The organism is Candidatus Hinthialibacter antarcticus, from assembly GCA_030765645.1.
GTDB lineage: Bacteria > Hinthialibacterota > Hinthialibacteria > Hinthialibacterales > Hinthialibacteraceae > Hinthialibacter > Hinthialibacter antarcticus.
The window spans coordinates 93701-115480 of sequence record JAVCCE010000015.1; the positions used below are offsets into that span (position 1 = coordinate 93701).

The window sequence follows — 21780 nt, forward strand, 5'->3', positions numbered from 1 at the left end:
GTCAGCAATGAATAGAAAAATGGTGTAACTCAGAATGGCGAAGTACGACATATCCATCTCGGCGTTTTTTCCCGCGCATAACGAAGTCGATAACATCGGCGTATTGACCGAGAAAACGGTCGCCGCCTTGTCGGAACTGGTCGATGATTTCGAGGTGCTCATCATCAACGACGGCAGCAACGACGGCACCCGCGAACTCGCCGACGAACTCGCGGGCCGCATCCCACAGGTGCGCGCCATTCACCATGAGGTCAACCGGGGCTACGGCGGCGCAGTCAAAACCGGGCTGGCGTCGGCGACCAAAGACTGGGTGTTTTTCACCGACGGCGACGGACAGTTTGACGTGGGCGAAATCGCCTCACTGGTCGAACACACCCCTGACCATGACGCCGTGGTGGGCTATCGCATCGACCGGCAAGACCCCGCGCACCGCAAGTTGTTCGCCCGTTGCTGGGGGACGCTGATTCGCTTTTTGTTTGGATTTCAGGTGCGCGATTTAGATTGCGCCTTCAAGTTGTTTCGCCGCAAATATTTTGACGGCGTCGAACTCAAGGCCGAGGGCGCAGTGATTTCGGTCGAATTTTTCTCGATCCTCACCCGCAACGGCGCCCGCATCAAACAAGTCGGCGTTCATCATTATCCGCGCACGGCGGGCGAGCAGTCAGGCGGCAGCCCGAAAGTCGTGCTACGCGCCTTCAAAGAACTGATGCTGCTCTACGGGCGATTGAAAGGCTAATCGTTCCGCCTGCAATCCAGTCCTCACATTCTCGTTTCCTCTGGAGCCTACCGCATTGACCCTGTTTCGTAACGAAGCCCATCGCCGCGCCGGCTACTGGCTAATGGCCAACCATTGGTTTATGTATAGCGCCATGGCCTGCGTGATGGCGCATTTGTCGCGCTATTTCGATCTTGATCTCGGCCTCAACGACCAAAACATCGGCCTCTTGATGGCGTTGCCGCTGGGCGTCGGCGTTATATTCCAGCCGTTATGGGGGGTGCTGTCCGACCGCTATCTGGGACGCACCAACGCCTATCGCCTCGCGCAGGGACTGACCGCCGTCTTGCTGGTTTTTTTTAGCCTGTCGCACCAGATCGGCGGCAACTACCTGCTGCTGGCGGCGGCGTGCGCCATGATGATTTTTCATAGTTCAAACGCGCCTTTGTCATCGGGGTTAATCATTTCATTTTTGGGGATCGAGCGCCGCCATCTGTTCGGACGCATCCGCGTATTCGGCAGCGCCAGTTTCGCGTTCACCATCGCCCTGCTCTGCCCGCTCGCCGCCGCCGCGTCGATTTATGTCGGCGTATATCCCCGCATGGGAATCTTCTGGCTGGGCGCGGCGTTTTACCTCGCCGCTTTATGCACGACCTTCTGGGACGTCAAGCAATTTGAGCCTCATCATCGCCCGCCGATGAAATCGTTTCTCACCCTGATTCAAACACCGAACCTGCTGCATTTTTATTTTTGCCTGTTTTGTCTGGGGCTGGGCGCGGCAGGCGGCATTCAGTACATCGGGCCATACATTGGATTGCGCGGCCACTCGGAATGGTTTTTCTCCAGCCTGTGGGCGGTGGGCGTCAGTTCAGAGATCATCCTGACGTGGAATCTTCATTCCATCGTCAAGCGCTTCGGCCTCAAGGCGATCATCGTGTTCGGCATCGCGTCCGAATGCATCCGTTGGACGGGAATGGGGATGACGCAAAACCCCTATCTCTACTATCTCATCTTTACCATGCACGGCACCGCAGTGATCGGCAACTTCTTCGCCGCTGCGATGTATATTGATTCGGAATGCGACGAAAGCGTACGCTCGACCGCGCAGACGTTGTTATTTTTTTCATTCGTATCAGGACAAGTCAGCGGCTATATTCTCAGCAGCCAGATTGTGCAATTCGTCGGCGCCCATTGGTCGATGGAACGGGTTGACGCGATTCAAACCAGTTTCTTCGCGTTCGGCGCCATCTGCGCATTCGGCGCGCTATGGGCGTGGTTATTTATTAAGAAAGAATCTAAATTCGCGGTGCTCGACGCGAAAGCGTAACGCGTTTCTCCCTCCATTTCCCAAAAAAAGGCCCTCATCTTTCGACGAGGGCCTTTGCAATTCATGAGTTATTCACTGCGTATGATTAATACAGCGTCCAATCACTGACTGGATTCAAGACTTCTAAGGTTACGTTCTTGAACCATGTGTATTGGATCGAACCTAATTGGTGAGCAGTAACCGCTAACCCAACATAAATCGGGTCTTGCATAACCAGCGATTGCGTCTCTTGTACTTGCACCCAACTGCCGTCGCCCAGTTCGTCCTTATAGAAGATCGACCAGTCATCGCCACGGCGTTCGACGCGGAGACGCGGATAGTCTTCGGCAGGATAGCCTTCGGTTGAGAAGGTCACGCGGTTATCGCCATTGCTGGTACTGGCGCCGTCTTGAGCAGCGCGCATTTGCCAACTGTACTGACCGTCGCGGCGCATACGGTTGCCAAAGTTCACCGAACCGGCGCTCAAGTTTTGGCGTCCCATCAACATGCCTTTAATCCACGCATCCGTACTGGTGCTTCGTTCGGATTCATCGTGAATAATTTTGGCTTCGATATTGAAATCGCCTGAAACGGCGGTGTATAAGAAATGGAAATTATCGGCGTTGGCCCAAATATCGTTTCCTGCGCCTGCCAATGTATACGTGTCAGATTCAGTGTCATATTCAGCCGAACCGAGGAAATCTTCGCCGCCCAGATTATCAATATTTTCGATAATATCAGCGTGTTGATCGAAGGTTTGGTCGCCTTCCGGCCCTTCTTGGGTCAAGGTCATTACAGCAGAACCGCCGGTGTTGCTATCGCCAATGGTTCCTGACCATGAGTTGACGGCTGCAGGAGCCGCAGGCGCCGTGGCTTTGTAGGTCAATGTGGTGTTGCCAAAGGGAACAGAAACGTTCCACGAAACCGTACCGCCGGATTCGGAACCGCCGTCGCTGATGTCTGATACGGTCCAGCCAGTGGGAACAGTGTCTTCAATTGAAGTAGAAGCCGCAGCCTGGTTGGGATTCAAAACAGTAACCGAAACGGCAATTTCAGTTCCGGGTTGGAAACTGCCCTGTGAAAATGCCCGCGATCCAGATGAAGGCAGCGTGGGAGGCGCAGTAATTTCGACGTTATAAAATTCTCCAATTGCGAGCGTTTCGTCATTGATATGGTTGGTCACGGCCAAGCCGACGACAACTTCATCAGCCATTTCAATCTCTTCAACGCGGCCCAGCGTCCAGTTTGAGCCGTCTTCCGACCATTCGCAGAAGAACAGGTTGAGTTCTGCGATACGGGTTACGCGCACCCAGATGCCTTCAACAGTCGCTTCAACGGCAACGTCAGCGTCAGCCGGATCGGCTTTGGGGTGGAAGAATTGCGCACTGGTGGACCCCCCGTCTTCTTGCGTACGCCATGTCGCGTTGACCTGGTCGCCATAGTTATTGCCGCGAAGTTGCCCACCGAAATGTTTAGAGCCGGGCGCATCGCCTTTTTCACGAATCATGGCGATCATCTTCGACCATTCGTTCGCACCCGGGTCTAACCAGCTTAATAGCGCCGTGATACTGACGCTGCCAGTGCGAGTTGTATAGATGAAGTAGCCTTCATCGGCGTTCCCCCAGATATCGTCGCCGTTGCCTTCGAGCGTATAGATATCGTTCGTAAAGTCTGCCGAACCTGCCGCTTTAACGTTATCAACCGTTTCCAACGTCCAGTCGGCGGAATTTTCAAAAATGCCGACTTGCGCGAATGCCGGCAGAGCGACAAACGCAAATACTAGAACTAAAGCCAATTTCTTCATGTTTTTCTCCCCAGAATAGGTATGTTGTTTTCTCCAACACATTCACCAAATAATGATGACTTAACAAACGTAACGACGAACTGACGAATAAAGAGTGGATAATTTTGGCGTGGTATCACCTCCCATTCAAAAAAACAAATCAACAGATCAATAAATTTGCCTATACTTATTCAATTATCGTACGAATATTGAGTAAATGTCAACAGCACTCAAAGAAAAACTCTGTTAAGCGATATACATTTTTAAGGCTGTGTGCCGAGCAAAGGCCGCAAAGCGGGCAGCCATTGAAGCAACGAAACAAAAATATATCAGCCATGTAGGGCGCAACGTGTTGCGCCCGAATCCCCCCTTAAAAAGGGGGCGATTGAAATCGAGCGCAATATGATGTCCCTACTCACATGAACATAAAAACCAACAAAACAACCATAAATACTAGAATTTTATTAATTCATCGCGGTTCTATAGTCGCATAACGCTTCCATGCAGACCGGATTCGGCTTTATGATGTTGAACCAACTCACGCCTGTAGGAGAAACCGATGAGCAATATCAAGCAATACTCAACCGTCGTTGATGACCATTTTCCTAAATATTTTTTCTCGGGTTTTAGCGACGATCCAAACGCCATTGATACGCTTCGCGCCACGCAAGCGCAGGTCATGCTCTATGAAAAAGTGACCTGGACCTTGCCCGGCGACGGAGGCGAACCTATCGAAAAAGGATTGCGCTACGGCGAAAACCCCGGTCAGGAAGCCGCGCTCTATCGCCCACTCAACGGGCACCTCATCCTTGCAGGCATCGAATTTTTGGGCGAAGGCGACGCGCTGGTCGGCGGGCTGAATACGGAATCGTTGATTCAATTCGGCAAACACCCCAGCAAAACCAATTTGACCGACATCGACAGCGCACTGGCGATTCTCAAACATTTTCATGAAGACCCCTGCGCCATCATCATCAAACACAACAATCCCAGCGGCGTCGCCTTGGGACGCTCGGTCTTGCAGGCCTATACCAAAGCGTGGGAAGCCGACCCCATCGCGCCCTTCGGCGGGGCGTTGGTGGTCAACCGCGCCCTCGACAAAGAAACCGCCGAAGCCATCGCGACCCAATACTACGAAGTGGTCTGCGCGCCGGAATACGAAGAAGGCGCCGTCGAAATTTTATCGAAACGCAAAAACCTGCGTGTGATCCGCCTGAAAAATATCGAAAACCTGCGCGACTACTTAGGCAAGCGCTACATCGACTTCAAAGCGCTGTCAGACGGTTCGGTCTTGCCGCAGTGGTCGTACGTACCCACGGTCGGGTCTAACAATACGGTCGTGACTTCATATAAAGATTTCGCCGACAACATCGAAGTGCCCAAAAACCTGCCGTTGCGCGAGATGAAAGACGGCAGGTTGGTGAAGTCTGACAAGACTGTCAGCATCGAAACGGAACCCAGCGAAGGCTATTTGCGCGACATGTGGTTCGCTTGGATGGTCGAAACCGGAGTTACGTCAAATTCCGTCCTGACTGCAAAAAATCTGGCGACCGTCTCCATCGGCGTCGGCGGACAAGACCGGGTATCTATGGCGAAGCAATGCGTCAGCAAAGCCTATGAGTCGCGCCGCGCGTTAATTTCGATACAAAAATACGGCATGAACTATGATCTGTTTAAAGTCGAAGTCGAAAAAGGCGAGCACCCGCAAACCACGCTACGCGAAATTGAAACCACCGCGCTCAGCGGAAACGCCGGGCTATTAAACGCAGTTGTCGCGTCAGACGCGTTCTTCCCGTTCCGTGACGGGGTCGATGTTCTATTGGACCAGGGCGTGAAGGCGATCGTGCAGCCGGGCGGTTCGTTGCGCGACGCCGATGCGGTGCAGGCATGTAACGAAGCCTGCGCGACCATGGTCTTCACCAACATGAGATGCTTTAAGCACTGATTTTTTTTCAGAAGTCATGTCAATAATTATGTATTTACGTAGCGACTGGCATGGGTATATCTCTGCTCGCTTCAGTGCGGGCTTCCAGGCCCTTTTGCACAGGCGCTCCCAGAGACACACCCATGCCAAAACTTGCTTGTCTATTTTGATTAGGCGCGATATCCTCTCGAATTGCTTTTGAAATGGCTTCTAGATAACGGTGGCTTTACGCCGTATTTTTTTATTTTGTCGGGGATATCAAACCCGCATGAATGCCGTGCTGCGATCTTACATGGAAGCGCACAGAGAAAAGTAGGACAGCAAATTTATGTTCATCACACCGCAGGTTGTTCGTGGGTCAGGCAATGGAAGGCGCCCAGCCCCCAGATCAAATCGACCGCGTTGACGCCGACGACGCTCCGGTCAGGGAACAACTCCCGCAACACGCCAAGCGCAATGTAATCGTTGGGGTCATTAAACGTCGGAACCAACACCGCTGCGTTGCCAATATAAAAATTCGCATAACTCGCGGGCAAACGCTGTCCGTCGAATACCAACGGCTGCGGCATTGGTAATGCGATCACGTCTAACTTTTTGCCGCCGCAAACCCGCACGGATTGCAAGCGCTCGCGGTTCTCATGCAGCGCGGCGTAGTTTGCATCATTGGGATTTTTTTCTTCGACCAAAACGACCGTGGTTGGATTCACAAAGCGACACAAGTCATCGACATGCCCATGGGTGTCGTCGCCGACGATTCCCTTGCCCAGCCAGTGGATGCGCTCGACGCCCAGGTTGTCGCGCAACACGGTTTCAAATTGCTCTTTGGTCAGCTGCGGATTGCGCGGTTGTACGGCAGCGTCAAGCAAGCACTCTTCCGTCGCGAGCAAATCGCCCGCGCCGTTCACGTCAATCGCGCCGCCTTCGAGCACCACCGGTTTGCCATTGGCTTTGACGTCAATGCAAGGCAGTTTGAGTTTGCGCGCGGCTTTGGCTGGAATCTGATTGTCGAGTTTCCATTCAGGATATTTCGCCCAGGCGTTGAATTGAAAATTGATGATCGCCAGCGGATCGCGTTTTGCATCGCGTTTAATAAAAATCGGCCCGGCGTCACGGTTCCAACCCCGGTCGGTTTTGATGAGATGAAAATTGACTGCGTTGAGGTCAGCGCCGTTTTTTTGCAAGACCCGCTGCGCTGCGGCTTTGCGTTGTTGAGAATCAACAATCAAGTGAATGGTTTCGCCGGGGGCGAGTTTGCGAACGATTTCGCCAAACACCCAGGGGACGGCCTGAAACTTTCCCGGCCAATCGCTGCGCTTGTGAGGCCAGGTCAACCAGGTCGCCTGGTGCGGATCCCACTCGGCGGGATGTCGATACCCCAGCGCAGCAGGCGTTTTGGCGTTTGATTGTTTCATAGCAATTGGTTTCTAATCGCGTTTCGGTAGACTTATTTTTGTCGCTTGATTTTAAGGCGTATACGCGGCTGACGAAAGGACGTTTCAACGTGTTTCCCACAATTGTGAATGCCGTCGCGGTTTTTGTCGGCGCTTTGGTTGGGCTTGGTTTTCATGGGCGCATTTCAGAACGCTACCGCACTATTCTCTTTCAAGCGCTGGGTTTGGTAACGCTGCTGATTGGCATGAAAGACGCCATGCAAACCCAAAGCGTCCCTCTGTTGGCGCTGAGCATGATCGCTGGCGGCTTGATCGGCGAGGCCATTGATATCGACAAGCGCTTCAACCAAGTCGGCGAATGGCTCAAACACCGCTTCGCCAAACCGGGCGACCATCAATTTGTCGATTCGTTCGTCTACACATCGCTGTTGTTTTGCGTGGGCGCCATGACGGTGGTGGGATCGTTTCGCGCTGGCGTACAAGGTGACGGCGAAATTCTCTACACCAAAAGTTTGATGGACGGCCACGCCGCCATTTTTCTCGCCAGCGGGATGGGCGCCGGCGTTCTCGCCAGTTCGTTGACGGTATTGGTTGTGCAAGGCGGTCTCACGCTGTTGTTTATGCTCACCATCAGCGACCTTCCCGAAACGGTCGTCACCGAAGTCGGCGCAGCAGGCGGCCTCTTGATCGCAGGCATCGGACTGATGTTGCTCGACGTCGTCAAAATTCGTCTGGCGAACCTGCTGCCCAGTATGTTCGTTGCAGGCTTGCTCGCCTGGGCGCTGTTAACGTAACTAATTTTCGATCACATTAAATTCAAAATCATACGCTTCTTGCGGCGGGTTGGGGTTGTCAGGCCCCGGCGACTCTAAGAAGCGAGTCAACCGCACCCGCGCATTCGTCATGTATTTCGCCGCGATGGGAAAATACACATTGCCAGTGATGTTCGACTCAGGATGAATGGTCACCGGGCGAATCGGCAACGCTTTCGCAATCAAGCCCTGGTAAGAGGGCTGCACCGTCGTTGTGGAAAAAGGCGCATAATACCAATGCGTGTTCCAATAATGCCCATAGGGGTAACCGCGCGAATAGCCTAAGCCATAGGTCACGAACGTACGCGGGCGGGCGCCGCTTTCCGCCGCTTCGATGAGCGCGTCCGGCGTCAACGGAAAATATTGCGTACCGTCCTGGTCGAACAACACGATCTCTTTCGGCATGAATTCAATCGGCGCGTCGGTTGGATTGATGATCGTCATGCGAACGGTGGTGAGTTTGCGGTCGAGTCGATAGGGCGTCTCGATCTGCCCGGCGCGTACAGTTAAAACGTCGCCGTGAATGGTCGCGACTTTGCCGGACGGATCAACCTGGACGCCGGGGCCGGAGATCGGCATCAGCTGCGCAGTCGAACAGCCCGTGAGCAAGAACGGCGTTAAAAGAAATAAGGCAACAACTATTTTCAATTGTATCATCATGTTTTTTTGTCTCCACATTGATCATTATACCAACATGACGATGAGGAGAGTAATCTTACCTACGACGCCGCGACCACTTTTTGCGGCGGTTCGGGGCGTTTAAACAATCGGCTGAAGAAACGCCGCAAGCCGCGCTCGCCTTTGTCGCGAGATTCGATCTGCAATAACGACGCCGCCAAATTGGTCACCGCGCGCGACGCCGGGCAGTTGGGTGAGCGCAATAAAAACGGCGTCTGGCGCCGCACCGCTTTCAACACTTCCGGGTCGCGGGGAATATACCCCAAATTATTGAAACTGGAACCCAGCATCTGCGTGCAAATTTGCGACATCAAACGCGCCACGTCATTGGCTTCGCGGCTGTCGCCCGCCATGTTCACCACCACGCCCAACTCACTATCGGAGCAATGACGGCGCAGCGTTTTGATTAACGCATACGCGTCCGTATACGCGGGCGGTTCGGGCGTCGTCACCACGATGGTCTGGTCGGCGGCCAACAGAAACTGCAATACGTTGGGGTGGATTCCCGCCGCCGTGTCAATCAGAAACACGTCCGGCTCCGGCGTTAAACTGGCGAAGGCGTCAAACAGCCGCCCGATTTGTTCTTCGCTAAGTTGCGAGAGTTCTTCGACGCCTGAGCCGCCGGGAATCACCCCCAGGCCTTCCGGCCCCTGCACCATGATCTCTTGAATAGTTTTTTGACCGGACAACACATGCGACAAATTGTGGCGCGGCGTCAGCCCCAGCAAGACGTCGATGTTCGCTAGCGAGAGGTCGGCGTCCATCACAATGACGCGCTTTTTCATGCGCTGCATGGCGATGGCCAGGTTGCAGGTCATATTGCTTTTGCCGACGCCGCCCTTGCCCCCGGTGATGGCGATCACCCGCGTTTTTGATTGCATCGGAAAGCGCTTGGATGGATCAATGCGCAACGTCGGCTGCGGCTTGGGCCGGGCAATCGCTTCCGGCGGCGCGGGAGGCCCAATCATATCGTCCGCAGAAACCGCAGGCGCAGGCGCGGCGTTCACAACAACAGGCTTGCTTGCTTCTTTCTCTTGCTGGCGCTCGCGTTTCTGTTTCTTTGAGAGTTTGGGTTTGCTGAGCGTTTCTTTCGGCGCGGCGTCCTTGGGTTTGTCCGCAACCGGCGACGCCACGCTGGCCGTATTCTCTAGTTTCGCTTCGACGGCTTGATTCGTATCCACGACTTTTGTTTCTGGTTTGGACGACGCAGGCGCAAGCGGTTTCTCTTCAGGAGCGCTTTTCGCTTCCACCTTCGGAGAAGGCGCGAGCGCGCTTGGCTTCACCGCTGCTTCTTTTTTTTCAAGCGCAACTTTAGGCGCCACAACGGGCGGCGCTTCTATGACCGGCGCTTCCACGATTGGTTCAAGAACCGCCGTTGCAGAACCGCCGTCAGAGGCCGCGTCTTGCACGGCCGCCAGTTGACGCAGTTTTTCTGCTTGGTCAGGAATTCGATCTTTCATGCTTTTTATCCTGCTTCGGCTTGGCCGATTCAATTTTTTCTAATTTCAACTCGCGAATCACCGGGCCGCTCGACGTTGGTTTTGGCGTCGGTTTCACAGACGCGGCTTTGGCTGCGGGCGTTTGTTCCATCACAGGCTTCGACTCAATTGTTTCTTTCTTATTTGCGCTATCTTTCACTTCTATAGAACGATTGATAGCCGGTTTGGTCAGCAACAGTTTGGCGACGCGCTCCGGCTTGGCCGACTCAATGTCTTCGGGGACGTTCTGTCCGGTTGTGAGGTAAGAAATGGGCGTTTCATATTTCATCACGGTATTAAAGACGCCGCCGTAGGTGGTTGATTCATCAATTTTGGTAAAGATAAAACGGCGCGGTTCAACCACTTTAAAATGTTCGATCACGTCAATCATGTCGCTGAATTTTGACGTCGAAGACAACACCAGATGCACTTCATCCGGTTGCGCGGCTTCTTTGATGCTGGCCAGCGCGTCTAATTGAGGCGCGTTGCGTTGGCAAGCGCCCGCCGTATCGAACAAAATCAGATGCGCATTCTTATGTTTGTTGATCGCCTGTTTGACTTCATCCGGCGAATAGGTCACTTCTAATTCCACGCCGAGAATTTCCGTATATTTTTGCAATTGCTCGACTGCCGCGAGACGGTAAAGATCAGCGGTAATGAAGACGATTTTGGGGCGCGTTTTTGCATTGGCGTTGTAGCGGTACAATGCGGAAATTTTCGCCAGCGTAGTGGTTTTGCCCACGCCGGTTGATCCAACCAACATAATGACCTTGGGCCGTTTTGCGTCGAAATCGAGTTCCAGCGGCCCCGCGACGGGGATGCGCTCGATCAAGCGCGACTTTAATACTGTCCAGATGTCGTCTTCTTCATCGGTGCTTTCGGCAATTTGCGCGGCGAGGGTCAACGCAAGGCTTTCATCCACCTCTTGATCGAGGAGATGGTTATAGAGTTCCCGCGTGCGAACGGGAACGGGCGGCTCGTTGCCGGAGGAGACAGGCGACAGGTTTTCGATCAAGCCCGTCAGTTTAATCAACTGGTTTTCCAGGCTGCCCAAGCGTTCTTCCAACGCGGCGGGCTCCTTTTGCTTTTCTTGTTTCGGTTGAGGATTGGCGGGCTTTTGGGGCTGTTTGGGTTTAGACGGCGCCAGCGCTTGCTTTTCTTTTTCAATTTCTTTGGCGAGCAGCAGCAGCGGGTTTTCTTCCTTCACAGGTGCGGGCGGCACTGGTGAAATCGGCTGCGGGTTTGGCATTGCGGCGTCGTCAATACGAAAATCAATTCCGCCGGAACCACGCACAGGCGCAGCAGTCGGCGACGCGGCGGGTACTTTGTCAGAACTGAGTTTGGCGGCGTCATCAACGGCGGCCGTTACTTCAACCCCGCGTCCGCCAAACAAGCCGAACAGCCCTTTTCCCGTTTCCCGTGAATGCAAAATAATCGCATTGTGGCCCAGTTCCGCCTTGACCCGTTTCATAGCGTCGGGCATCGATTTAGCTTGAAACTTTTTCACTCGCACTTTGCAACCTCACCGTCGCGATTCGCGTGACCGCTACTTCAGGGGCCACTTCGTTATATGACAAAACAATTAAATTTGAGATACGGCGTTCGCACAGCCGCCTGAGATGCGAACGGATTTGCGGCGTCGTCAATACGACGGGATTGTACCCGGAGCTGACCGCCGCGTTGGCTTCTTGTTCGATGGCGGCGATGATGTTCTCTGCATATACGGGGTCCGTCGCCATGATGCCCGCCGCGCCGCCGCGCTGCATTCCCTCAAGGATGCGCTGTTCAATGTTGGGGTCGATTGTAACCACCGGTAGGCGGTTGCCAGTATCAACATATAGATTCGTAATAATGCGCGCCAGATTCATCCGGCAATATTCGGTGATGGTGTCGGGATTCATCTGGGCCGCTTCGGCGTAATCGGCGATCGCTTCGAAGATCAACTCCAGGTTGCGAACTGGTACGCGCTCGCGCAGCAGGTTTTGTAGAACTTTCTGAATTACGCCCACTTTGACGCCAACGCCTTCGAGTAGTTCGTTGACCAAAACGCCGTTGCGTTCTTTGAGGTTGTCGAGCAGCTGCTGCGTTTCTTGGCGTCCCAAAATATCATAGGCGTGTTGACGAATGACTTCGGTCAAATGAGTGGCGAGCACCGAAGACGGTTCGACGATGTTGTAGTCGGCCATTTCCGCCGCGCCGCGGTCGTTTTTGTCGATCCACTTTGCGGGCGTTCCAAACGCGGGGTCGGTGGTTTTGATTCCGGGCACGTCATCTTCTTCCATGCCGGGTTTCATCGCCAATAAGCGGTCGGGGCGAATCTCTCCATCGGCGACCTTCACGCCGCGAATCAAAACGGAATATTGCCTTGGCCCCAGTTGCATGTTATCGCGAATGCGGATCGGCGGCACGATGATGCCCAGTTCAACCGCCGTCTGACGGCGAATGACAGTGATTTGGTCGAGCAAGGTCCCGCCCTGAGAACTATCCACAATCGGAATCAGCCCAAAGCCAATTTCGATTTCCATCGGGTCGACTTCGAGCAGCGTTTCGACTTGCTCTGGTTCGGGCGGCGTTTCTTCTTCGGCCTTGCGCTCGTCAGCTTCTTTATCGTCGGCTTCTTTTGATAGTGTGGCTTGGCCGTTCCATGCGACCAACCCTAAAATTCCTGCGATTGTGGTGAAGGGCAACACAATAGAAGGCGTGAAGAAAAAGCCAAGAGCCGCAATGAATAACAACGCGGTGGCGGCGAGATAAAGCGCCTCCGGTTTGCCGAGCATTTGTTTGCGAAGACTTTCGCCCAGCGCGTCTTGTTCGGAAGCGCGGGTAACGACCATACCAGCGGCGACAGAAGTCAATAGTGCGGGGATTTGCGTCCCAAGCCCGTCGCCAATCGTTAGCAGCGTATAAAAATAAAGGACTTGGAGAATACTCAAGCCGTCCATAAATCCGACCGCGATCCCGCCGACGATATTAATCACGGTAATAATAATTCCGGCGGTAGCGTCGCCTCGGACGAATTTGCTTGCGCCGTCCATCGCCCCATAAAAATCCGCTTCGCGCGAGATGTCGGAGCGGCGCTGACGCGCTTCGGCTTCTGAAATCAGCCCGGCGTTGAGGTCGGCGTCAATTGCCATCTGTTTACCGGGCATCGCGTCCAAGGTGAACCGGGCGGCGACTTCAGCCACACGTCCTGAACCTTTGGTAATAACGACGAACTGGATGATGATAAGAATCAAAAATACAACCGCGCCAATGACGGGATTATTGCCCGCCACCACCGTCCCAAAAAAATCGATCACGCCGCCGGCTTTATCGGTGCCGCTTCCGCCTGGCGTTAAAATGAGTTTGGTCGAGGCGACGTTCAGCGCCAGACGAAACACCGTGAGAATCAATAAAACGGTCGGGAACGTGGTGAATTCAAGCGGGTTCACCAAAAACAGCGCCAACATCAAAACCAACAACGAAATCGTAATATTGATTGTGATTAAAAATGACAACGCTGGCGGAGGCACATAGCCCAACATAATGCCGAGGATCATCACGAATCCCATCGACACGAGTACGTTGGAGATGTTCTCCTTAGTAAAAGAATCTTGCCAGGTTTTTGCCATTAAACTTTACGTTACACTCCGACGCCGGTCTTTTTCGTGAGTCGATACACATACGCCAATACTTCGGCAACGGCTTGATATAAGTCGGGCGGAATAAACTGTCCGACCTCAACTAACTTCCATAGCGATTGCGCCAACGGCTTGTTTTCGACGATTGGAACGCCATTTTCTACGGCGATTTTTCGGATGCGCCTCGCTAGGTGGTTGCGTCCTTTGGCGACGACTTGCGGCGCCGCCATGTCTCCCGTTTGATATTTCAACGCGACGGCGAATTCGGTCGGGTTGGTGACCACCACTTCCGCCTGGGGCACTTCTTCCATCATGCGCTGACGCGCCATTTCCATCTGGATCGAGCGGATGCGGCTTTTAATTTTCGGATCGCCCTGCGAATCCTTCATTTCCTGTTTAACTTCTTCTTTGGTCATTTTGAGATCATCTTTGTTTTGCCACTTCTGATAAATCCAATCGGCAATGGCCAAAATCAGCATGATGATGATGGCCCAGATCGAAACTTCTAATGCGCGCGCCGCCACGTGAGTCAGAATGTCGTTCGTGTCTTGCAGCGGTAAATTCATAAACTCCGGCATCCGGTAGCGAATGAAATAAATCATAACCGGCGTGATAAAAAATATTTTAAAAACCGATTTTACTAATTCGATGCGGCTGCGCATGTTGAATAAATTTTTAATTCCCTTGATGGGGTCGAGTTTTTTGGGATCCGGCGCCAATTTGTTTGGGATAAACAGAAAACCGACTTGCGAGATATTGGCAATTAACGCAGCGATGACGAAGATGGCGAAAAACGGCGCCAGTATATAAATAACACGCGCACCAGCATTGATTAACAGCGCATGGTAACTCACTTCATTGATTTCATACTCCGCCGCTAGACGGAAGTAATATTCGATCCCTTCGCTGACGTTATAGACAAAATCGCCGCCTAAGTTATAAAACGCAACAACGCCCGCGATCAACATAATGGTGTTGTTGATCTCCGTGCTTTTTGGAATATTGCCCTCATCGCGCGCTTTCGACATGCGTCGCGAAGTTGGGGCTTCTGTTTTCTCCTGGCCGGTTTCATTCTCCGCCATGCCAGGTCTCCCTTCTTAAGGCCGCCGCTACGGCATTGGCGCAAGCCAACTCAATGCGGCTTCCGCATACATTTTGTAACTCAGGACGTGATACTTAAAACGCAACATGCTCGTGCCCATTGAATTAAATAAGACGACCAGGCTGATGCCGATGCGAATTGCGAAACCGACGGCAAGAATGTTCAGTTGCGGCGAGACTTTCGCGATAAACGCCTCAGCCAAACTGACCAAAAACATGGTGACCATAATCGGCGCGGCGATTTGCAGCCCGACTTTATACATCATGGTCCCCAGCGCGTGCATCCGGTCGCCGTTATGCACGCTGTCGAACAACAAGACGTTGCTAACCATTTCGCGGTAATTCATCAACGAAACGCCTTCACCGGGTTTCAGCAATTGAAAACTCGCAGCCAAATATTCGATAATATGCTCCGGCCCGCCCACGGCAAAAAAGATCATAGTCCCTAACAGGGTGTTGACCTGCGCCATCAAAAAAAGGTCCTGCCCCGTGATAGGGTCAAACACCGACGCAGCCGAAAACCCTGCTTGTTTTCCAATAATTTCACCGGAGATAGCAATAGTTTGTATGATCATTTGTCCAATAAACCCTAAAATAAATCCGATGGACGCTTCGCCGATTAATGCAATGCCGAATTCGAGGAATCCGTTGAACACCCTGTCTACATTGGGCACAATCCACCCGGATTCGACTTGATGAAGCCCCCACAAGGGGCCGATTAATACTATGGCAATCCAAAACGCCAGCCCGGCGCGAATGGAACCCGTAACGGTGTTGTTGCTTAAAATCGGCATGACGAACAGCGCCACGCTTACCCGGAAGTAAACGAAAAAGAACGTCATAAAATAGGCTTCCCACGGTTGGGGCAGTAAACTCATTTTACGCTCTTTGCGACGTTAGGCAGGTCAGTCAGCAACCGGTGGGTCAGGTCGAGAATGTGTTCAACCAGCCAGGGCATCAAAAAGATAATGGTCAAACCGACGACCAATAATTTAGGAACAATCGTCAGCGTCTGTTCGTTGATTTGGGTCGCCGCCTGAAAGACGCTAATCATAACGCCCACCACCAAGCCCACTCCTAAAAGCGGAAGACTAATGATCAGCGCGTTAAACATCATCTCGGTGCCGAGTTTAATAATTTCTTGTTCTGTCATCTCTCATCAGTCCCTACTGCATATTTTGCACAAACGAAATACTCAACGAACGCATCAAGATGCTCCAGCCGTCAACCAACACGAACAACAACACTTTGAATGGAAGAGAAATAAACGCGGGCGGCAACTGAAACATACCCATCGAGATCAATACCGACGCCGTCACCAGATCTAAAATCAAGAAGGGAATAAAAATCATAAAGCCCATCATGAATGCTTTTTTGATTTCGCTAATCATAAACGCCGGGATCAACACATGCGTGGGCACGTCATGCTCATCGTCGGGTTTATTCATCCCGGCAATCGACATCATGACGGCAACGTCCGACGCGCCCTTCTCGCCGATTTGCTGCCACATAAAGGTGCGCAGCGGGATAATAGCTTTGTAGATCATCACATAAAAACGCGGGATTTTGGTTTCAACCACTTCGCCAAACGGGTCGACCTCGCCGGGCAGCAGCGGCTCCATTTCTTCATTCAAATAGGGCTGGATTGCGGTGGTATAAATTTCGTCAATGACGGGAGTCATAATAAACAGCGTCAAGAACAACGTCAGCCCGATCATGATTTCATTCGAGGGCGTCTGCTGCGTTCCGATAGCGCGACGGACAAACCCCAACACAATTGAGATGCGGATAAACGACGTGGTCATCACCAAAATACTCGGCAATAGCGAAAGCACCGTCAGCCCGAACAGCAGCTGTAATGTGGTTGACACATCATCAGGGCTCGGCCCTTCGCCGTCTAATCCCAAACTTGGCAAAATCGGTTGCTGCTGGGCATGAGATGACATCACACCGACGAGACATGCGTACGCAATGAATCCACAATAGAACCAGCGTCTCTTAACCATTTCGACCGCCTCCGCCGCGTAACTTTTGCGACAGGCCTTGCAACATAGCCAAACTGCTTTTAACGTCCGGCGCCGCGCGGTTTTCTAACGCGCGCGTCCAGTCCGCCATGTGGTCTTTGAAAGGCGTGACGTCTTGTCCAGCGGCGCCTTGCCCGGCGGCGGCGGGTTCTTCGAAGGCGGGTTCTTCCGTTCTGGTCAGTTGGGGAATTTCTTGAGTGTTGACAGTCGATATCAGGTTGACGGTTTGGGGATTCTCGCCGATCAGAAACTGCTCATTGCCGACCCGTACGAGATGCAATTTCGACTTTGGCGAAATCGCGAGCGAGGTAATCACTTCAATACGCCCCCCGCCCAGCGTGTAGTTTTTCAATACCAGTTTTTTGGCGCCCCAGGCGATGCCCAACACTAAGGCAATCACCAAGCCAAGGCTCATCAACATTCGCCCCAACTGTTGTGACATCGACTGACCATCGGATTGTGAAACCAGGACTTGTTCGGGCGTTTCCATCGAAAGTTCTTCGCCGTCCATGATGCGTTGCACCGCAGAAAACGCCTGGCTAACGGCGGAGGTGGTAGCATTGACGGAGGCGGACGCCGCAACCGGATCGAGGATTTCGGACGTAGTGGTTTCGCCGATCGCGGGGATATCGGGCAGTGGGGATTGATTGGATTTTTCATCGGCGCATGCGCCAGACAGCGCAAAACAGCCGATGACCATCGAGGCAAACGCCCCGAGGAGAATCGTTCGGAATCGTAACATGAATCGCGTCGCCAAACGCCGCCCGGCGTCTGGCTTTTCCTCAACCTAATAAAATATCCGCAAATTGCGGAGAAAAAAAAGTCGCTCTAACTCTCGGCGGCGGCGCCGACTTTATGAATCAGAATGCCGCTCTGACCGTCTGAATTTACAATCTCGCCGCGAACAATAATGCGACCATCGACCATCAGGTCGGCCTTTCGCCCCGCGCGTTCCAGCAGCGCCTGCCAGTTTTGCGGGGCCAAACGCAACATCTCGACCACTTTGCCGTCTTCATGGCGGATCAAGACTTGCGCTTCAATTGGAATGTCCAACAAACTGGACAAATTATTGACTTGTTTCGAGCCAGCGTCTGGCATCATGGCCTGCGAGACGTTTTGTTGCCAACCATTGCGTCCGACCAAATGTTCCGTACTGGTACATTCCGCCGACCCGCGCACCGAGTGGATCTGCAGCAAAGCGCCGGGCTGCAACGACAGCAAATCAATCAGTTTCAGGTCATACGCTTCTAATGTCACCGGATGCCTCGCTATTTCAGCGCTTCGAGTCGCTCGTCGATGGTCAAAATATCCGTGATGCGTACGCCAAAGTTTTCGTCGATGACGACCACCTCGCCTTTGGCGAAGAGTTTATCATTGACTAAAATATCGACCGGTTCTCCGGCCAATTTGTTTAATTCAATAACAGAACCGGGGCCGAGTTCTAACACATCGCGAATCTTCCGCACGGTGCGCCCCAATTCAACTTTGATTTCAAGTTGAATATCGAGTACGAGTTCCAGATTGCGTGTATCGACCGAAGGCATCTTGCCGCCGCCCCCGCCGCCAAACATGTCCGCACCGCCGCCCATTTGCATGCCGGGCGCAAACTGCGCGGGTTGGTTCAACACTTCCGGCGCGCCGCTGGCGCCGCGCGGCATAAAGTCGTCGCCGTCCATTTGCGGGGCCGGGGCCGAACCGCCCAGCGCATTGGTCAGCGACTGAAGCAAATTACGCGGCAAGACCTGATACACCGGCCCCGTCATATCGCCTGACGTTATTTGGTATTTCAGCAAAATATGCTTGCCGCCGCCTTCGGGCAACGACCCGGCCAAATCTTCAGGCTTGGTAATGATGTCCGGCGTTTCCACGCTAATTTCGCCGCCTACCGCCGACGCCAGTTTTGTATTGACGGCGCTATAGAGCGATTGGACGGCTTCAGACAGCGCACTTTCTTCGAGGTCGCCGAATTCATCGCCGGCCCCGCCGCCCGTCATTTGGGCCGCGATTTTTTGCGCATTTTCAAGATTCAATATCAGGGCGCTTTTGCCCTGGATGTAGCCTTTATAATCAATTTCAGATAAGACGATATCGTCGCCGGCCTGACTGGCGACGGAAGACGAGTCGGCTTCTGAATATTCGCTGGGCGCCAGCTCTGTATCAGAGGCGAGCAGCGTTGAAAAGACATCTTTGCCCGCGTCCGCCATTAAGTTTTGATACATCTTAATGGCGTCTTCTTCTTCGGGCGTCAGCATAGAGGGGCCCGCGTCCTCCTCAGCGGCAGGAGGCGGAGCTTCTCCACGCAAGAGAGCATCAATTTCCGCTTGTGTTAACGCTTCCGCACACATACTCGACTAAACACCCCTCATCAAACGTCGTCTGGTCCGGTAATGATCTTAGTAATTTGCACTGCGTTGCGCCCCCGGTTTACGCCGGGTTTGGCAAAGTAGCGGTATTCGGTTCCAATTTGCAAAACAAAGTTATCGTCCGTGCGCGCATTCAATTGGACGACGTCGTCCTGCGACAAAGCCAATAGTTCGTGCATGGTTAATTTTGCGGCGCCCACAAACGCCACGATGGGAATGCTGACCCGCTTTAAGCGATCATACAGCACTTCCGCATGTTCTTCGGACAGTTCTTTTTTTGACGCCGCGAACCATGACGAACTCGACAACTGGCTGGCGATGGGTTCCAGCGTTGGGTAGGGAACACAAAATGATAGCGTTCCTGAAATGTCGCCCATCGTGACTTCAAAGGTCATCAAGATGACCATTTCTGAAGGCAGATAGAGTTGCATCAATAATTGCGGGTTGGTCTCAGATTGTTCTAATGACAAATTAAGCGGCAAGACGTTCGCCCAGGCTTCATGCAAACAATCAAACGCGCGGTATAACACTTTTTCGATGATGGTTTGTTCGATCCCTGTCAATTCGCGGTTTTTCTTAAATACGTTGCCCGCCCCGCCCATCAACCGGTCAACCACGGGAAAAGACAGCGTCGGCGAAAGTTCGATAAGCGCTTTGCCTTCCAACGGGTCCATATTAATGATGTTCAGCGAAGTCGGATTGGGAATCGAGCGAATAAACTCTTCGTACGAAATTTGGTCGACAGACACCAGTTTGACTTCTACGATAGTCCGCAAAAAAGCGGATAGCGAAATAGAAAACACCCGCGCGAAATGGTCGTGCAGGTTGTGCATGGTTCGGATTTGGTCTTTTGAAAACCGATCAGGGTGGTTAAAGTCATAGACCTTAACCTCGCGCACCTGGTCATCGTCGCCGCCGCCGCCCGTATCAGGGCCGCCTTCGCCCGTCGCGAACGCTGACAGCAGCGCATCAATTTCATTCTGTGAAAGAATGTCCGCCATTTCAGTTGGTCCTTACGCCTAGGGTACAACTACGGTCAAATAGACGGCTTTAATCTCACCTTTGGTGAGTTTAAGATTGATTTCGTTTTTAATCCGGTTGCGCAAATTGTCTCGCCCCACCCGCCCGTTGATTTCGACCCGAGTTTGCGAAGCGAGTTCTTCTTGAATAGTTTGCTTGATGACTGGCATCATATTTTTGGTGTCGTCTGAATCGCTCGCACCGATTTCCGTCAGCGCATCACTTTCTGAATTTTTTCCTCTCGGCAATATTTCGAGCGTCACGTCCGCCGTAAACATATATTGATCGTCGGGAGGTGACAAATTCCCGACAAACTGCTTGGGAAACGTGTACATATAGCCCAATTCATTCTTAAACTCCGGCGTGGGAACATCTGACTCGGCGCCCCCACTCATCATCATGTAAGCAACTACGCCAATCACAACCAGCAAGATGCCGAATCCTGCGATAATAAATGGAAGTTTACTTTTAGGTTGCTCTTCCTGTTGAACATCAGCCTGTTCTGGGGCGTCTCCCATTTCAGAAGCCTCCTTAAGCGACTCGATACAACTTTAGTAATTTCATGTTAGTATAGTGACCTTAAATCAGCCCTGTCAAGCACGTTTTTGCCGAATCCCATTAAAGTGCACTGCAAATTTTGCCTACCTGGCTCAAACTCGCTCCATGAAAAGAGCGTATTTTAGTCAATACTCATTCATTTCTATCGAAATCCGGTTAACGCCGCTCCCGCCTCAACCGTTTTGTAATCATGGAGTAATTGTTCACTTTGCAAAAACGGCGCCGATTCATTTCAGCCGGTGTAACCTGCAAATTGGCAACATGGCGCCCTCGCTTGACGATGTTTGAACACGGCGAGTAGAATACAAACTAGTAAGGGAAAGGATCCTTCATGAATCTTCGTATTAACCGATTGGGATTATTTGGCGTTGCCGTTTGTTTTGTGGTCGCCTGCAGCACGACCTCACAGATTGCGATGCAGCCAGCCGCCGTATTAGAACGAGATGTATTTACCTGCAAATCATTGTCTCCTGAAAACCGTTGGATCGGCGTGACCGACCAGTTTGACCCCGACGTTGACGCGCGCGTGGTCGTGGTCGCCCGTTTTTCTGATGAAGACATGGAAAAAACCGTCATCTACGAATTGCAGAACCCTCTCGGCAATATCGTGTTAACCGAAAAAATTATAAAGCCGAAACAAAAAACCCTGGGCGTCTATTTTGAGATGCGTCAGTTTGAGCGCTTTGGGGGCGAAGGCCGCTGGACCGCAACCGTCTGGGGCGACGGCGACCCCATTGGTCAAGAAAAGTTTTGGATCGGCGAAAAGATAGAAGACGATGACAACGGCGCAGACCGCTATTTTGTTGTTGGAGAAGAGTCTCTATTGAGCGCAACCGCCACCCAGGCGTTAGACCGTTTCGACAACCAATCATTTTCGGAATACATCGAAGAAGCAACGCCTGACTTCAACGCCATTCCAACCGACTCTCCCATGTTGATCGTACCGGCTCAATCAACCGAATCAACAGAAACCAGCAACTCCTAATTTCGAAAACGATAGACACAAC

Annotated in this window: 20 protein-coding genes; 5 read left to right on the forward strand and 15 right to left on the reverse strand. The window is 52.5% G+C overall.

Features of this window, described 5'->3' with window-relative positions; genetic code table 11:
* The first annotated feature begins 34 nt into the window (after positions 1–34).
* Entirely contained in the window at positions 35–736 is a 702-nt protein-coding gene (locus tag P9L94_04950) for a glycosyltransferase family 2 protein (GenBank protein ID MDP8243409.1), read from the forward strand.
* Between the two features lie 55 nt (positions 737–791).
* On the forward strand, positions 792–2042 hold the full coding sequence (locus P9L94_04955) for an MFS transporter (protein ID MDP8243410.1): 1251 nt from the start codon (positions 792–794) through the stop codon (positions 2040–2042).
* Positions 2043–2127: 85 nt separating this feature from the next.
* On the opposite strand, the gene P9L94_04960 is transcribed toward P9L94_04955, so the two are convergent.
* The gene (locus P9L94_04960; protein ID MDP8243411.1) at positions 2128–3825 is read right to left on the reverse strand and encodes a hypothetical protein; all 1698 of its coding nucleotides are present in this window, start codon (positions 3823–3825) and stop codon (positions 2128–2130) included.
* Positions 3826–4363: 538 nt separating this feature from the next.
* Between P9L94_04960 and P9L94_04965 the strand changes: the two genes are divergently transcribed.
* Positions 4364–5749 carry a hypothetical protein gene (locus P9L94_04965; GenBank protein MDP8243412.1) on the forward strand — a complete coding sequence of 462 codons (1386 nt, stop codon included), beginning with the start codon at positions 4364–4366 and terminating at the stop codon, positions 5747–5749.
* A 314-nt stretch (positions 5750–6063) separates the two neighbouring features.
* Here P9L94_04965 and P9L94_04970 read toward each other — a convergent pair whose 3' ends face one another.
* Positions 6064–7140, reverse strand: coding sequence for an agmatine deiminase family protein (locus P9L94_04970; GenBank protein ID MDP8243413.1), 1077 nt, complete (start codon positions 7138–7140; stop codon positions 6064–6066).
* 89 nt (positions 7141–7229) lie between these two features.
* On the opposite strand from P9L94_04970, the gene P9L94_04975 reads away from it, so the two are divergent.
* The gene (locus tag P9L94_04975) at positions 7230–7913 is read left to right on the forward strand and encodes a DUF554 domain-containing protein (protein MDP8243414.1); all 684 of its coding nucleotides are present in this window, start codon (positions 7230–7232) and stop codon (positions 7911–7913) included.
* Here the strand turns inward: P9L94_04975 and P9L94_04980 are convergent, their stop codons facing one another.
* The 13 genes from P9L94_04980 to P9L94_05040 all read right to left on the reverse strand — a co-directional run bounded on the left by P9L94_04980 (position 7914) and on the right by P9L94_05040 (position 20733).
* Positions 7914–8591, reverse strand: a complete 678-nt coding sequence (locus tag P9L94_04980; protein MDP8243415.1) for a hypothetical protein — start codon at positions 8589–8591, stop codon at positions 7914–7916.
* A gap of 59 nt (positions 8592–8650) precedes the next feature.
* Complete coding sequence (locus P9L94_04985) at positions 8651–10069, reverse strand: P-loop NTPase (protein ID MDP8243416.1); 1419 nt, start codon at positions 10067–10069, stop codon at positions 8651–8653.
* A complete protein-coding gene (gene flhF / locus P9L94_04990) occupies positions 10050–11558 on the reverse strand; it encodes a flagellar biosynthesis protein FlhF (protein ID MDP8243417.1) in 1509 nt (502 codons plus the stop codon). Before flhF ends, P9L94_04985 begins: the two co-directional genes overlap by 20 nt.
* Before the next feature lie 16 nt (positions 11559–11574).
* A complete protein-coding gene (gene flhA / locus P9L94_04995; protein ID MDP8243418.1) occupies positions 11575–13698 on the reverse strand; it encodes a flagellar biosynthesis protein FlhA in 2124 nt (707 codons plus the stop codon).
* A gap of 11 nt (positions 13699–13709) precedes the next feature.
* Positions 13710–14789, reverse strand: a complete 1080-nt coding sequence (gene flhB, locus P9L94_05000) for a flagellar biosynthesis protein FlhB (protein MDP8243419.1) — start codon at positions 14787–14789, stop codon at positions 13710–13712.
* A gap of 27 nt (positions 14790–14816) precedes the next feature.
* Complete coding sequence (locus P9L94_05005) at positions 14817–15686, reverse strand: flagellar biosynthetic protein FliR (protein ID MDP8243420.1); 870 nt, start codon at positions 15684–15686, stop codon at positions 14817–14819.
* Positions 15683–15961 (reverse strand): flagellar biosynthesis protein FliQ, encoded by a 279-nt coding sequence (gene fliQ / locus P9L94_05010; GenBank protein ID MDP8243421.1) that lies wholly within the window; start codon positions 15959–15961, stop codon positions 15683–15685. The genes P9L94_05005 and fliQ overlap by 4 nt, the downstream gene beginning before the upstream one ends.
* A gap of 13 nt (positions 15962–15974) precedes the next feature.
* Entirely contained in the window at positions 15975–16814 is an 840-nt protein-coding gene (locus P9L94_05015) for a flagellar type III secretion system pore protein FliP (GenBank protein MDP8243422.1), read from the reverse strand.
* Positions 16807–17574: a flagellar biosynthetic protein FliO gene (fliO, locus tag P9L94_05020; protein MDP8243423.1), complete on the reverse strand. Its 768-nt coding sequence runs from the start codon at positions 17572–17574 to the stop codon at positions 16807–16809. The genes P9L94_05015 and fliO overlap by 8 nt, the downstream gene beginning before the upstream one ends.
* A gap of 86 nt (positions 17575–17660) precedes the next feature.
* Positions 17661–18089: a FliM/FliN family flagellar motor switch protein gene (locus tag P9L94_05025; protein MDP8243424.1), complete on the reverse strand. Its 429-nt coding sequence runs from the start codon at positions 18087–18089 to the stop codon at positions 17661–17663.
* A gap of 11 nt (positions 18090–18100) precedes the next feature.
* Entirely contained in the window at positions 18101–19084 is a 984-nt protein-coding gene (fliN, locus tag P9L94_05030; protein MDP8243425.1) for a flagellar motor switch protein FliN, read from the reverse strand.
* A 113-nt stretch (positions 19085–19197) separates the two neighbouring features.
* A complete protein-coding gene (gene fliM, locus P9L94_05035) occupies positions 19198–20196 on the reverse strand; it encodes a flagellar motor switch protein FliM (GenBank protein MDP8243426.1) in 999 nt (332 codons plus the stop codon).
* Positions 20197–20214: 18 nt separating this feature from the next.
* Positions 20215–20733, reverse strand: a complete 519-nt coding sequence (locus P9L94_05040; protein ID MDP8243427.1) for a flagellar basal body-associated FliL family protein — start codon at positions 20731–20733, stop codon at positions 20215–20217.
* Positions 20734–21104: 371 nt separating this feature from the next.
* On the opposite strand from P9L94_05040, the gene P9L94_05045 reads away from it, so the two are divergent.
* Positions 21105–21758 (forward strand): hypothetical protein, encoded by a 654-nt coding sequence (locus P9L94_05045; GenBank protein MDP8243428.1) that lies wholly within the window; start codon positions 21105–21107, stop codon positions 21756–21758.
* The last annotated feature ends 22 nt before the right edge of the window (positions 21759–21780 follow it).